This is a genomic window from Phaeobacter sp. B1627, from assembly GCF_006265095.1.
Lineage (GTDB): Bacteria > Pseudomonadota > Alphaproteobacteria > Rhodobacterales > Rhodobacteraceae > Epibacterium.
In genome coordinates this window covers 146,662-160,284 of the sequence record NZ_VCNK01000018.1, presented here as the reverse complement: position 1 = coordinate 160,284, position 13,623 = coordinate 146,662, and the positions used below count along the sequence as shown (strand labels likewise).

At 61.4% G+C, this 13,623-nt stretch carries 12 protein-coding genes; all 12 read left to right on the top strand.

Features of this window, described 5'->3' with window-relative positions:
* Positions 1–141: 141 nt before the first annotated feature.
* The 12 genes from FGE21_RS10760 to purF all read left to right on the top strand — a co-directional run bounded on the left by FGE21_RS10760 (position 142) and on the right by purF (position 13,615).
* Positions 142–1,101 (top strand): phosphoadenosine phosphosulfate reductase, encoded by a 960-nt coding sequence (locus FGE21_RS10760; protein ID WP_139663289.1) that lies wholly within the window; start codon positions 142–144, stop codon positions 1,099–1,101.
* A 66-nt stretch (positions 1,102–1,167) separates the two neighbouring features.
* The gene (gene pyrC / locus FGE21_RS10755; RefSeq protein WP_139663288.1) at positions 1,168–2,220 is read left to right on the top strand and encodes a dihydroorotase; all 1,053 of its coding nucleotides are present in this window, start codon (positions 1,168–1,170) and stop codon (positions 2,218–2,220) included.
* 77 nt (positions 2,221–2,297) lie between these two features.
* The gene (locus tag FGE21_RS10750; RefSeq protein ID WP_139663287.1) at positions 2,298–2,978 is read left to right on the top strand and encodes an orotate phosphoribosyltransferase; all 681 of its coding nucleotides are present in this window, start codon (positions 2,298–2,300) and stop codon (positions 2,976–2,978) included.
* A gap of 252 nt (positions 2,979–3,230) precedes the next feature.
* Entirely contained in the window at positions 3,231–4,748 is a 1,518-nt protein-coding gene (locus FGE21_RS10745) for a replicative DNA helicase (protein WP_139663286.1), read from the top strand.
* A gap of 353 nt (positions 4,749–5,101) precedes the next feature.
* Positions 5,102–6,139 carry an alanine racemase gene (gene alr, locus FGE21_RS10740; RefSeq protein WP_139663285.1) on the top strand — a complete coding sequence of 346 codons (1,038 nt, stop codon included), beginning with the start codon at positions 5,102–5,104 and terminating at the stop codon, positions 6,137–6,139.
* Positions 6,136–6,918, top strand: a complete 783-nt coding sequence (locus tag FGE21_RS10735) for an ABC transporter permease (RefSeq protein WP_139663284.1) — start codon at positions 6,136–6,138, stop codon at positions 6,916–6,918. The genes alr and FGE21_RS10735 overlap by 4 nt, the downstream gene beginning before the upstream one ends.
* Positions 6,915–7,673 (top strand): ABC transporter ATP-binding protein, encoded by a 759-nt coding sequence (locus tag FGE21_RS10730; protein ID WP_370285627.1) that lies wholly within the window; start codon positions 6,915–6,917, stop codon positions 7,671–7,673. Before FGE21_RS10735 ends, FGE21_RS10730 begins: the two co-directional genes overlap by 4 nt.
* An 83-nt stretch (positions 7,674–7,756) precedes the next feature.
* Positions 7,757–8,245 (top strand): paraquat-inducible protein A, encoded by a 489-nt coding sequence (locus FGE21_RS10725; RefSeq protein WP_139663283.1) that lies wholly within the window; start codon positions 7,757–7,759, stop codon positions 8,243–8,245.
* Positions 8,246–8,465: 220 nt separating this feature from the next.
* Positions 8,466–9,842: a DNA repair protein RadA gene (gene radA / locus FGE21_RS10720; protein ID WP_139663282.1), complete on the top strand. Its 1,377-nt coding sequence runs from the start codon at positions 8,466–8,468 to the stop codon at positions 9,840–9,842.
* A 41-nt stretch (positions 9,843–9,883) separates the two neighbouring features.
* The gene (locus FGE21_RS10715; protein ID WP_139663281.1) at positions 9,884–10,438 is read left to right on the top strand and encodes a CvpA family protein; all 555 of its coding nucleotides are present in this window, start codon (positions 9,884–9,886) and stop codon (positions 10,436–10,438) included.
* Positions 10,439–10,837: 399 nt separating this feature from the next.
* On the top strand, positions 10,838–11,554 hold the full coding sequence (locus FGE21_RS10710) for a Hint domain-containing protein (RefSeq protein WP_139663280.1): 717 nt from the start codon (positions 10,838–10,840) through the stop codon (positions 11,552–11,554).
* A gap of 540 nt (positions 11,555–12,094) precedes the next feature.
* On the top strand, positions 12,095–13,615 hold the full coding sequence (purF, locus tag FGE21_RS10705) for an amidophosphoribosyltransferase (protein WP_139663279.1): 1,521 nt from the start codon (positions 12,095–12,097) through the stop codon (positions 13,613–13,615).
* The last annotated feature ends 8 nt before the right edge of the window (positions 13,616–13,623 follow it).

The following is a 13,623-nucleotide window of genomic DNA, read 5'->3' as shown; positions in this document are numbered from 1 at the left end:
TCAGCTTTTTCTAAATTTGGCCTTAATCATGACCTAGCTTGATCAGGACAGGGTGTTTGTCTGGCCTCAGTGTTTGTCTGGCAAGGTCATATCAAACACCATGTCAAACACCGGCCGACAAATGAGTGGCAGATAGTGCGCATGCAAGACGACACGGATATCCTCGAACAGGACCTCTCTGGCCTGCAACCTGGCGAATGGCAGGCGCGTCTGGCTGAAATGGCAGAAGACAATGGCATGTATCAGCCCTTGGGTGACCGCCATTTCGCGACGTTCATCGATCAGGGCAATACCCTGCTGGTCACATTCGAAAGCCGCCAGGGCATCCAGAGCTTTTCGGAAACGGCACAGCCGCTTGGTTTCGATCTGGTCAAGAACCTCGGTTGGTCCCATCTGTGCCTGATTTCCGACGGCGATACCTGGTTTCGGGAAAACCGGATCTACGGTTTCTTTGATCAATTGGTCGACGATGGTTTCTTTGAAGAGTTCGACACGGTGGTTTTCTACGGCGCTGGCCCCTGTGGCTATGCGGCCGCCGCGTTCTCGGTTGCGGCGCCGGGCGCCATTGTCGTCGCGATCCAGCCACAAGCCACGCTGGATCCGCGGATGACCGAATGGGATGACCGTTTTACAGAGATGCGCCGGGTCTCCTTTATTGACCGCTATGGCTACGCGCCGGATATGATCGACGCCGCAGAACATGCCTATATTCTCTATGACCCCTACCAGCAGTTCGATGCCATGCATGCGGCCCTTTTTGCGCGCGAGAATGTGACCCGCCTGCGCTTGCCCTGCATGGGCGAGGCCATCCAGACCCGCTTGATCGAAATGGAACTGCTCTACCGGATCATATCGCTCGCAGGCAGCAGGCGGCTGACGCCACATGCCTTCCACAGGCTGGCACGGGCGCGGCGCCACAACCCTGTCTATCTGCGCAATCTCCTCGCCCGGCTGGAATTCCAGGATCGCCCCTATCTGACCATGCTGATGTGCCGCAATGTCAATGAGCGTCTGCGAATGCCCCGTTTCCGGCGCCGGATGCAAAACCTGGAAGCGCGCGCCGCCAGCGGTGAATTCCGCGTCCCACCTTCCCGGGCGTGATCATAACATAGGCAATCAGGCGGCGCGCGGCTTCCAAAGTCAAAAACGGTATGCTAACGCCTGCCTATGACCGACAGCCTCACGATCACCCGCCCCGACGACTGGCACCTGCATCTGCGCGACGGCGACATGCTGCGCGCGGTTCTGCCAGAAACCGCCCGCCACTTCGGCCGCGCCATCATCATGCCAAATCTCGTACCGCCGGTAGTGACCGGGGATCAGGCCGCAGCCTACCGCGACCGCATCCTCTCGGCCCTGCCCGAGGACATGTCGTTCACCCCGCTCATGACGCTATACCTCACAGAAGAAACCGACCCGGACGACGTCGCCGCCGCCCATGCCTCGGGCCTCGTGACTGCAGTCAAGCTATATCCCGCAGGGGCCACCACCAACTCGGCCTCCGGTGTCACCAATTTCGACAAAGTGCGCCCGGTGCTTGAAAAAATGGCCGAGATCGGCCTGCCGCTCTGCACCCATGGTGAGGTCACCGACCCCGACATCGATATCTTCGACCGCGAGGCCGTCTTCATCGACCGGGTTCTCGATCCTATCCGCCAGGCCACTCCCGGACTGCGCGTGGTGATGGAACACATAACCACCGCCAATGCCGCAGACTATGTGCGCAGTCACGGAACGGTCGACGGCGGCGATCTCGGTGCAACCATCACCACCCATCACCTCATCATCAATCGCAACGCCATCCTGGTCGGGGGCATCAAGCCCCATTACTACTGCCTGCCCGTGGCCAAACGCGAGGAACACCGCCTGGCGCTGCGGGCTGCTGCCACCTCTGCCGACAAACGCTTTTTCCTCGGCACCGACTCGGCACCCCATACGGATGCAAACAAACTCAGCGCCTGCGGCTGCGCCGGCTGTTTTACCGCCACCAACACCATGGCGCTCCTCGCGCATGTGTTCGAAGAAGACGGCGCCCTCGATCATCTCGAAGGCTTCGCCTCACAACATGGCCCCGCATTCTACCGACTGCCGGAAAACACGTCGACATTGACCCTGGTCAAAACAGACGAGCCCGTACATGTGCCCCAGAGCATCGTGACGCCGGATGGGCCAGTGACAGTTTTCGACCCAGGCTTCCCGATCCATTGGACCGTCGCCTGATTTCACCTTTTTGAAAATACCTCCGCCGGAGGCTCCCGCCCCCAGCCTACCGCGCCCAGCCTCACGAAGGATACGCCATGATCCCCTCCTCCTATCCCTCCGCCGAGGAAATCGCCCGCCTGTCGGCCCGCATGCTGCTGGAAATCGGCGCCGTGAATTTCAACGTCGATACGCCCTATACGCTGGCCTCGGGCCTGCCGAGCCCCAGCTACATCGACTGCCGCAAGTTGATTTCCTTCCCGCGGATCCGGTCCACCCTGATGGATTTCATGACCGTCACCGTCATGCGCAACGCAGGCTTTGAGGCCTTTGACAATATCGCCGGTGGCGAAACCGCGGGCATTCCCTTCGCCGCGCTTGTGGCAGAGCGGCTCGCGCTGCCAATGACCTATGTGCGCAAGAAACCCAAAGGATATGGTAAAAACGCCCGTATCGAGGGCGCCATGCACGAAGGGGAACGTGTCCTTCTGGTCGAAGATCTGACCACCGACGGCGGCTCCAAACTGTCCTTCGTCGATGCGATCCGCGAAACCGGCGCCACATGCGGGCACACGGCCGTGATCTTCTACTATGACATCTTCCCGGAGACCACAAAGACCCTGGGCGACCACGGAGTCCAACTGCATCACCTCTGCACCTGGTGGGACGTTCTCACCGAAGCCCGGACACAGGGCGCGTTTTCGGCTCAAACACTTGACGAGGTTGAGACCTTCCTGCGTGCGCCACGGGCCTGGCAGGAGGCCAACAAGACCACCTGAGGGTAAATTCGTCCCCAGATGAGCTGTGCCTTGTGGACAAGACCGCCCCGAATCGGAGCGGTCTTTGCTATATTGCGTGGATGACGCGCATTTCGCACACAACATATACACCATGGCGCAGAACCCGGCCAGGACGCCCGAAATTGCCCACACGCGCATCAGCAGTTACCCCCAGACCATCCACAGAGATTTCCAGATGGAACTCCAACCCGCTTCCGGCCTACATATCGAGCCTAACGAAAGAGAGAAGAGATGAACGAGATCACCCCTTTCAACGGCGATCCGCAACCACCAGCGCCGCCGTCGGCCGGTGGCCAGGCACAGGACATGCAGGCATCGGAACTGCCCCACTCCGTAGAGGCGGAACAGCAGCTCCTGGGGGCAATTCTCACCAACAACGACGTCTATGACAAAGTCGCCTCGATCATCAATTCGTCGCATTTCTACGATCCCGTACACGCCCGCATCTACGAGGTCGCGGCAGCGCGCATCTCAAAGAACGCGCTGGCGTCCCCTGTCACGCTCAAGGCGTTCATGGAAGATGACATCGGGCTGAAGGAACTGGGTGGCCCCGCCTATCTGGCCAAGCTCGCCTCCGCCTCGATCTCCGCCTTTGCCGTGCGCGACTATGCGCAGATGATCTATGATCTCGCCATCCGCCGCGAGCTGATCGCGCTCGGCCATACCATCGCCGACAAGGCCCGCCGCGTTGACGTCGCCTCCGAACCAAAGGAGCAGATCGTCGAGGCGGAACAACAGCTTTATTCGCTGGCGGAACAGGGCCAGACCGAACAGGGGTTCAAATCCTTCCTGCGCGCAGTCACCGAAGCCGTCAATGTCACCAACGAAGCCTACCAGCGCGGCGGCGGCATGGCCGGGATCTCGACCGGGCTGGATGATCTCGACAAGCAGCTCGGCGGCCTGCACCCGTCCGACCTGCTGATCCTCGCCGGGCGCCCCTCGATGGGCAAGACATCGCTTGCCACCAACATCGCCTTCAACGTCGCCAAAGCATACAAGCGCGGCGCCAAACCCGACGGCACCGAAGGCGCCATTGACGGCGGCGTCGTGGGGTTCTTCTCGCTGGAGATGTCCGCCGAGCAGCTGGCAGGCCGGATCCTCGCCGAAGCTTCGGAGATTTCATCGCACAAGATCCGTCAGGGTGACATGACCGAGGAGGAGTTCCGCCGCTTTGTTCAGGCCGCCAAGGATCTCGAAAGCTGTCCGTTGTTTATCGACGACACGCCCGCAATTCCGATCTCCCAGCTCGCCGCCCGCGCCCGTCGCCTGAAGCGCACCCACGGCCTCGATCTGCTGGTGATCGACTACCTGCAGCTCTGCCGGGGCATGGCCGAAAACCGCGTCAACGAAATCGCCGAGATCTCCATGGGGATGAAGGCGATCGCCAAAGAACTGAACATCCCGGTCGTCGCCCTGTCGCAGCTGTCGCGTCAGGTGGAAAGCCGCGACGACAAACGCCCCCAGCTGTCAGATCTGCGGGAATCAGGCTCCATCGAACAGGATGCCGATGTGGTGATGTTCGTGTTTCGCGAAGAATACTACAAAGAGCGGGAAAAACCGGGCGATCACGAACTGGACAAGATGGAAGAATGGAAACAGGCGATGGAACGCCTGCACGCCAAGGCCGAAGTTATCGTAGGCAAGCAACGTCACGGCCCGATTGGCACGGTTGAACTGTCGTTCGAGGCGCAGTTCACCCGCTTCGGAAATCTTGCCAAAGCCTGGCAACAGCCGCCAGAGGGCTACTGAGAAGCCTCCTACGCCTCGGGCGGTTGCCCCCCCGCCCGGCGCGCCGCCCACGCACAATCCCGGTGGCGCCTGACAGCCACCCTGACCGCCACCCTGGCCGCCACGCCACCGAAAACACAAGTCCCCGGTGGCGGACGTCCCGGCGCAGCCAAGCGTCACACCGGAGCCGGATCTCGGCCGTTGCTTTCATCTTTTCATAAATACCTGAATGTCCTCTTGGCCAGTGGCGACCGGCCCTCGACGACAGAATTTCCGTCGGCCTCTCGCCGCACCCCATGGCCCCAGATCCGCCCAAAGCGCGTCTTTTGCGGTTTCCCTCTTGACCCCGGTGTCGCCCATGTCATGAACAACGCATGAGTACGGCACGTTTAAAAATCAACCTCGATGCGCTTGCGATCAACTGGCGCAATCTGGATGCCAAGACCGGCTGCGAAACCGCAGCTGTGGTCAAGGCCAATGGCTATGGTCTGGATGCAGGCCGTGTGGGCAAGGCACTGGCTCAGGCCGGCGCGCGTAACTTTTTTGTTGCGGTGGCGGAAGAGGGCATCGCGCTGCGCCGCGCCTTGGGCCCCGGCCCCGGCATCTCGGTGTTTTCCGGACATATGGAGGGCGATGCCAAGCTCCTGCGCGACTTCCAGCTCACACCGATGCTCAATTCGCTCGACCAGATGCTGCGCCATTTCGAGGCCCTGCCCGGTCATCCCTTTGGAGTACAGCTCGACAGCGGTATGAACCGCCTTGGCATGGAGGCCGCCGAATGGGCCGCCGTCTGCGACATCGCCTTGCAGCAGAGCCCGGTCCTGCTGATGTCCCATCTGGCCTGTGCCGATGACCCAAACCACGGGATGAACCAATATCAGCTCCAGAACTTCATCGAAATGACCGAAGGTCTGAACCTGCCCCGTTCCCTCGCCGCGACCGGTGGTCTGTTGCTGGGGCGGGATTACCACTTTGACCTCTGCCGGCCGGGCATCGGCCTCTATGGCGGCGCCCCCTACGACGGCGCCCTGCCTGTGGTGGAGCTTGAGATCCCGGTGATCCAGACACGCGACCTCGCACCGGGGGAAAGCGTCGGCTACGGCAACAGCTGGATCGCCAAGCGCGAAACCCGGATCGCCACGCTCGCGGCTGGCTATGCCGACGGTCTGCAGCGGGCGTTCCAACGTCAGGGCATCATGGCCTATGCGGAGGGCACCCCCTGCCCGGTGGTGGGACGGATCTCGATGGATCTGATCACGGTGGACGTCACCGACCTGCCTGAGGTCCCCGCAATGCTCTCGCTGATGAACGAGCAACAGACCGTTGACAGGCTCGCGCAGGCGGCAGGCACCATCGGCTATGAGGTTCTGACCTCCCTCGGCCACCGCTACGCACGGACATATTCCGCATGACCCCAACCTCTGCTCTCGGCATAATCGGGCGAACTGCGCTGGGGCGTCTCGCAGCGCTCGGGCGGATCTCCCGCTTCGCCGCCTCCAGCTTCAGCCACATGGTCCGCCCCCCCTTCTACCCGCGGGAATTCGCCGTGGCGCTCTTGCAGGTCGGCTGGTTGAGCCTGCCGGTGGTGGCCCTGACGGCGATCTTCACCGGCGGCGCGCTGGCGCTGCAGATCTACGCAGGCGGCGCCCGTTTCAACGCCGAAGCGGTGGTGCCGCAGATCGTGGCCATCGGCATGGTGCGCGAGCTGGGGCCTGTTCTGGTGGGCCTGATGATCGCCGCGCGGGTGACCTCTTCGATCGCTGCCGAAATCGCCACAATGAAGGTGACCGAACAGATCGACGCACTGGTGACCCTCTCGACCAATCCGATGAAATATCTGGTGGCGCCCCGGGTTCTGGCGGCGCTGCTGACGGTGCCGATCCTGGTGGGTGTGGGCGACATTATCGGCATCCTCGGCGGCTATGTGGTGGCGACCGAAACGCTGGATTTCAACGCCGCCGCCTATCTGAAGAACACCGTCGATTTTCTCGAAACCCGCGATATCGTCTCCTCGCTGGTCAAGGGGGCCGCCTTTGGCACCATCGCCGCGGTGATGGGCTGTTACTACGGCATGCAGTCGGGGCGCGGCGCCCAGGGTGTCGGCAAGGCCACCAAAGGCTCGGTCGAAGCTGCAGCAATCCTGCTGCTCGCCGCCAATTTCGTGCTCACAGGGGTGTTTTTCTCGCTATGACCCACCCAATGATCGAAATGCGCTCCATCCAGAAGGCCTTTGGCAGCAACGAGGTTCTGCGCGATGTCGACCTTGCGATCGACAAAGGCACCTCAATGGTGATTATCGGCGGCTCCGGGACCGGCAAATCGGTGATGCTCAAGACCATCCTGGGCCTGATTCCGCAGGATGCAGGCAAGATCGTGGTCGATGGCAAGGACGCCACAGCCGGGGATCACGACGCCTTTCTGGCCCGGTTCGGCATGTTGTTTCAGGGCGGCGCGCTCTTTGACAGCCTGCCCGTCTGGCAAAACGTCGCTTTCCGTCTGCTGCGTGGCTCTCTCAAGCGCCCCCGGGACGAAGCCCGCGAGGTTGCCATCGAGAAACTGCGCCGCGTCGGTCTGAAAGCAGACGTCGCGGACCGCCTGCCCGCCGAACTGTCCGGTGGCATGCAGAAACGCGTCGGCCTTGCCCGCGCGATTGCCGCCGAGCCGGAGATCATTTTCTTTGACGAGCCCACCACCGGCCTGGATCCGATCATGGCCGGTGTCATCAACGACCTGATCCGCGAGATCGTGGTCGAAATGGGGGCGACAGCGATGACGATCACCCATGACATGACCTCCGTACGCGCCATCGCCGACAATGTCGCGATGCTGCATGGCGGCAAGATCCGCTGGACCGGTCCGGTCAGCACCCTGGACACATCGGGCGACCCCTATGTGGAGCAATTCATCTCCGGCAGCGCAGAGGGGCCGATCGAGGCCGTGCGGTGACGGACGCCCCCCCGTCTGCGTCACCCCCCTCTGGAGACCCAGGAGGAGCCCCCGAAGGAGACCCTGCCCGCCCTCTGCCCCGGGTGCTCCGCCTCGCCACGCTCAGCCTGTTGGTTCTCTACCCCATCGCCTGGTGCGCCCCTCTGATGCGGGCCGGGCTGCTGCCGATCTTCGGCCTGTCGGAGATTTCGGTCATGACCGGCCTGCAGTCGCTGTGGGCCAGCGATATCCCCCTCGCCCTCATCGTCACCGTTTTCGCGCTGATCGCGCCTGTCGTTAAGACCATCGGCCTTGTGCTGGTGCAATCGAACCTGCTGGACACCCGCACCCTGCCTGCGCTGCATGTCCTCGGCAAACTCGCGATGGCGGATATCTTTCTGATCGCCCTCTATATCACGCTGGTCAAAGGCATCGGCTACGCCACGATCGAAATCGCATGGGGACTCTACCTCTTCACCGGTTGCATCCTCGCATCACTTGTCCTTTCGCTCCTGACCGAACGCCATTTCCAACCCATCCCCGATGTCCCCGCTGCGCCGTCTCCGGGCCCCAAAAAACCTGACGCAACCTGATCGCGCCGCGCAGCGGCGCGCCCGGCCCAACGGGAGGAGATCCTCGCAGAGGATCGACCGACGGGCGGGAGCGCTTCCCTGACAGCCCCTCAAGCACCGCGCTCCGTAGAACACAGACGCCTGTCGACCCAAACAACACCGTACAACACCGTCGGCTGCAACATCGGACAGACTACACCACCCACTTGAACAAACCATAAACATCTGCCACAGATCCTGCATGGCAAAATCACCGGCAAAGACCTCCTTCTCCTGCTCCGCCTGCGGAGCCTCCTATTCAAAATGGTCCGGGCGCTGCGAAGGCTGCGGCGACTGGAACACGATTTCAGAGGACAAGGGCCTCACCTCCGCAGGTCCGGCCAAGAAATCCCTCGGCGCGATGCGCGGCAAACGGCTGCCGCTCACTGATCTCGCCACCCAGGAAGCACCGCCTCCGCGCACCTTGTCCGGCGTGGGCGAACTGGACCGGGTGCTGGGCGGTGGCCTGGTCGAAGCCTCCGCCATTCTCGTGGGCGGCGATCCCGGCATCGGGAAATCAACGCTGCTGTTGCAGGCGGCGGCCCAATTCGCCAATGCAGGCCTCAAGACGATCTATGTCTCTGGCGAGGAAGCATCGGCGCAGGTCCGGATGCGGGCGCAGCGCCTTGGTCTGGCCGACGCGCCGGTGAAGCTCGCAGCCGAAACCAACCTGCGCGACATCCTGACAACGCTTGAAGCGGAAAAACCCCAGCTTGCGATCATCGACTCCATTCAGACCATGTGGGCCGACAATGTCGACAGCGCGCCGGGGTCTGTCAGTCAGGTGCGCGCCGCCGCTCACGAGCTGACCACCTTTGCCAAGACCAATGGTGTCTCCATCGTCATGGTCGGTCATGTCACCAAAGAAGGCCAGATCGCAGGCCCCCGCGTGGTCGAGCATATGGTTGATACCGTGCTCTATTTCGAAGGCGAGCGCGGCCATCAGTTCCGTATCCTGCGCGCGGTCAAGAACCGTTTTGGGCCTGCCGACGAAATCGGCGTCTTCGAGATGACCGGCGCCGGGCTGGCCCAGGTCCTCAATCCCTCGGCCTTGTTTCTCTCCGAGCGCGGACAGCCCTCTCCCGGTTCGGTGGTTTTTGCAGGCATCGAAGGCACGCGGCCGGTTCTGGTCGAGATGCAGGCCCTCGTCGCGCCGTCCCCGCATTCGCAACCGCGCCGGGCCGTTGTCGGCTGGGACTCCTCCCGCCTGGCCATGATCCTCGCCGTGCTGGAGGCGCGCTGCGGTATCCCCTTTGCCGGGCTGGACGTCTATCTGAACGTCGCGGGCGGCATGAAAATATCCGAGCCCGCCGCCGATCTGGCCGTTGCCGCCGCCCTCCTGAGCGCCCGCGAAGACACCGCCCTGCCGGCCGATACGGTGATTTTTGGAGAAATATCCCTATCCAGTGCACTCAGGCCGGCCCCGCAGACCGAAAACCGGTTGAAAGAAGCGCAAAAACTTGGTTTCACGGCAGCGATCGCTCCGAGTGGCGGCAAATCCGTTTCCGTCCCCGGCCTGACGCTGCGCCCGGCCTCTGACCTCACAGGATTTGTTGGCGAATATTTCGGAGCAGGCTAAACGGCCACCAACGAATATTTTGCGGGCAACAGGCGAGGAACATGGAAGGTTTCACCATATTAGACGGCGCAGTGGCGCTGGTTATCGTAGTTTCAGCGCTTCTTGCCTATGCACGCGGCTTTGTACGCGAGATCATGGCCATTATTGGCTGGGTCGCTGCGGGCGTGCTTGCCTATATGTTCGCCGCTCAGGCCGAACCCCTGATGGCAGAGATCCCCGTGGTGGGCGATTTCATTGCCGACAGTTGTGAATTGTCCCTGATTGCGGCCTTTTTCGCTGTTTTTGCAGTCGCGCTGATCATCGTGTCTTTCTTTACGCCACTTCTCGCAGGTCTGGTCCAGCGCTCTGCCCTCGGCGGCATTGATCAGGGCGCCGGGTTCTTCTTTGGCGTGTTGCGCGGCATCCTGCTCGTTGTGATCGGCTTTTTCGTCTACAACGTCATCATGACCGGCCAGAGCTTCACGATCGTGGACGAAAGCCGCTCGGCTGCGGTCTTCAACCGGGTCATCGGCAAGGTCGAAGAGCAAAACCCGGAACAGGCCCTTGGCTGGGTGACCCAGAAGTACGAAGATCTGATCTCCTCCTGCGAGGGCTGACACGGCCCCACGCGCGTTTCTGGAAAAGGCACCTGTTGCGGGTGCCTTTTTGTTTTTCCGCAAATGGCAGGAGCTGAGCCACAGAACCATTCACAGAGTTATCCACAAGACATCCGGGTGCGTTAACGCCGAAATTCAAATATTAACCATTTGTTAATAATAAAGAATCAATCACGGCGCTTCGAAACACATCATTAACACCCGTCGGATTTCCTTAACAAAGCCTTAATTACCCCCAGACCTCTCGTTAACCTTTGGGAAATACTGTGTTTTTCCGTCCCAAAAGCCCTCTTGGTGCGAAAACTGTCCCAAGCCTGCCCCATTTTCGGCCCAATTCGGGGGCCAATTGAGATCAACGAAGGCAAAACGCCTCGCTGCTCTCAGAAGGGACACACAGATATGCTGCTGGATCACACCACCGCGTTTACAGATTATCAGCCGGTAGACCTTCTTTTGGATCTGCGGTCGAACGAGGCAGAGGCAGAGGATGCTGGTGAGCCGCGTGCCCGGCCCCTGCACGGCGGCGTGCTCCCCGGAACCCTGATTGAAACCGCGACAGGATTTACACAGGCCCGCGCGTTGCGTCCCGGTGACATGGTGCAGACCTTCGATGGCGGCCTGCGCGAGGTGCTCAATATCCGCCACTCGGTTCCGCGCCTGACCGCCATGGTGCATATTCCGGCAGGCGCCATTGGCAACGACTCCGCGCTTGAGTTGCCCTCTGACACTGTCGTCGCGCTGGAAGGCGATCTGGCGCTTGAATTGTTCGATCTGCCGGTCGTGTCGGTCAAGTTGATTGCGATTGTGGGCCACAACGGGATCTCCACTGCGCTGCCCCAACGTATCGCCCGTCTTCACATCGATTGCGAAGAAGAAGAGCTGCTCTGGGCCGAAGGCGGCCTGCTGATCAATGCCGGCGAAACCAACCCGAACGGGTTTTACGACATCCTGCCGCTCGCCGAGGCGCGCCTGATCGTCGAAGCCAGTCGCGCAATCGCCCTGCGGACCACCGAAATGGACGAAGATGAGGCTGATGAGGATTTTCTGGCTTTGACGGCCACCGCAGCCCCGGCTTTTGACCCCATCGATCTGCTGTTCGGGCGCTACGCCGCCTGATCTCCCGGCACCGGCCTGACAGGCCGACCAGAACCACGCCCGATATGCCCTGCTTCGCCGCCGCCCGACCACGGGATCTGACGGTAAATTGCGCCCCTTTTCACGGCGTCCCCTGCTCCCTTCTTAAAATCCACCAGATATCCTCGTCTGTATTGTGATCCTTTGATGACATTCAGCGCCAGAGCGCCTATGTGAAGGCCGTCCATGTTCGACCGGATTCGGAGCCGACGCCCCTGTGTTGACCCAGCACCACGCCGACGACTTGCGCAGCCAGCCTCTGGTTGCAGGCCCTGCCCGCGCGGCATGTCCCAGCCTCTCTGCAGCCGCCACGGCCGTTTTCGTCCCAAGCGGTTCGTCCCTTCCGGTTCGTAGATCCGGGGCCTCCGTTTTCGGCTTTCCCCGCCACCTTCTCCACCCTCGGACCTGGACCCGGACACCAGCCCCGGATCGCGCCCCCCTGTGTCATACGCGGGGCCCGCGCCTCTTTCGCAGCAACCTCCGGGTTGCAAGCCAACTCGACTGAAATATTGGAGCCACGCCATGTGCGGTATCTTGGGCATTGCAAGCAGAACCGAACAAGTGTTTGCGGAACTCTACGACGGCCTGCTGATGCTGCAGCATCGCGGCCAGGATGCATCAGGCATCGTCACCTACGGCGATGGCTTCTTTCGGGAACGCAAGGCCAACGGTCTGGTCAAGGACGTCTTTGGCGCGCAGGATGCCGACACGCTGACCGGCTCCATTGGCATGGGGCATGTCCGCTACCCCACCGCCGGATCGCTGTCCGCAGCCGAGGCCCAGCCGTTCTTTGTCAACGCGCCCTATGGGATTTATCTGGTACACAACGGCAACATCACGAATACCGAACAACAGCGGGCAAAGGTGACCGGCAAATACAGCCGCCATCTACGCACGACCTCGGATTCGGAAATTCTGCTGAACGTCCTCGCGGACAAGGTCGCCGACGCGATCAAGGTCAACGGCAATGCCGATCCGATCCGCAACATTCAGGCCGGCGTGAAGATGACGATGGAGCGCGTGCAGGGCGCCTATTCCGTGATCTGCCTGATCGCAGGGATCGGCATGCTGGCCTTCCGCGACCCCCACGGCATCCGCCCTCTGTCCGTGGCCCGGCGCGATGCCAAAGACGGCGCGTCCGACTACGCTTTTGCCTCTGAGGACGTGGCCTTCGGCATCAACGGGTTCGAAAAGCTTCGCGACCTCAAGCCCGGCGAGGCGATCCTCGTCGATCTTGAGGGCAACATGCATGAATTCCAGGCCGTTGAAGGCCAACTCACTCCCTGCATATTTGAATATGTCTACCTCGCGCGCCCCGATTCCATGCTTGACGGCATTTCCGTCTACAAAACCCAGATCCGCATGGGGGAGGCGCTGGCCCGTCAGATCGCCGCATCCGGGCTGGAGATTGACGCGATCATCCCGGTGCCCGACAGCGCCCGCCCCGTGGCGCTAGAAGTCGCCAATGCCACCGGCATCCGCTATCGCGAGGCGCTGGTGAAAAACCGATATGTAGGGCGCACGTTCATCATGCCCGGCCAGCAGGAGCGGCAAAAATCCGTTCGTCGCAAGCTGAACGCCATCCCGCTGGAAATGAAGGACCGCAATATCCTGTTGATCGACGACAGTATCGTGCGCGGCAATACCATCAAGAAGATCGTCCAGATGTGTCGCGAGGCCGGGGCCAAAAAGGTCTACATCGCCTCTGCCTCGCCGCCGGTGAAATACCCCAATGTCTATGGCATCGACATGCCCACCAAACACGAGTTGATCGCCAACGGCCTCAGCCTCGAAGAGATTCGCCAGGAACTCGGTGCGGATGCGCTGTTTTATCAAAACCTCGAGGATCTGGTCTGGGCCGCGAAAGAAGGCAATCCCGCGATCGAGAATTTCGACTGCTCCTGCTTTGATGGCAAATACATCACCGGCAGCGTCAGCCCGGATTACCTCGACTCCCTCGAAAGCAGCAGCCGCGTCAGCAAGAAAATCAATGACATGCCGGATGCGGGCAAGTCCTGGAATGGCGCAACTCTGGCCTCTTGATCCCAAAG

Coding starts and splice junctions, on each gene's coding strand:
- FGE21_RS10760 (WP_139663289.1), top strand. CDS start 142: ATGCAAGACGACACGGATATCCTCGAACAGGACCTCTCTGGCCTGCAA.
- pyrC (WP_139663288.1), top strand. CDS start 1,168: ATGACCGACAGCCTCACGATCACCCGCCCCGACGACTGGCACCTGCAT.
- FGE21_RS10750 (WP_139663287.1), top strand. CDS start 2,298: ATGATCCCCTCCTCCTATCCCTCCGCCGAGGAAATCGCCCGCCTGTCG.
- FGE21_RS10745 (WP_139663286.1), top strand. CDS start 3,231: ATGAACGAGATCACCCCTTTCAACGGCGATCCGCAACCACCAGCGCCG.
- alr (WP_139663285.1), top strand. CDS start 5,102: ATGAGTACGGCACGTTTAAAAATCAACCTCGATGCGCTTGCGATCAAC.
- FGE21_RS10735 (WP_139663284.1), top strand. CDS start 6,136: ATGACCCCAACCTCTGCTCTCGGCATAATCGGGCGAACTGCGCTGGGG.
- FGE21_RS10730 (WP_370285627.1), top strand. CDS start 6,915: ATGACCCACCCAATGATCGAAATGCGCTCCATCCAGAAGGCCTTTGGC.
- radA (WP_139663282.1), top strand. CDS start 8,466: ATGGCAAAATCACCGGCAAAGACCTCCTTCTCCTGCTCCGCCTGCGGA.
- FGE21_RS10715 (WP_139663281.1), top strand. CDS start 9,884: ATGGAAGGTTTCACCATATTAGACGGCGCAGTGGCGCTGGTTATCGTA.
- FGE21_RS10710 (WP_139663280.1), top strand. CDS start 10,838: ATGCTGCTGGATCACACCACCGCGTTTACAGATTATCAGCCGGTAGAC.
- purF (WP_139663279.1), top strand. CDS start 12,095: ATGTGCGGTATCTTGGGCATTGCAAGCAGAACCGAACAAGTGTTTGCG.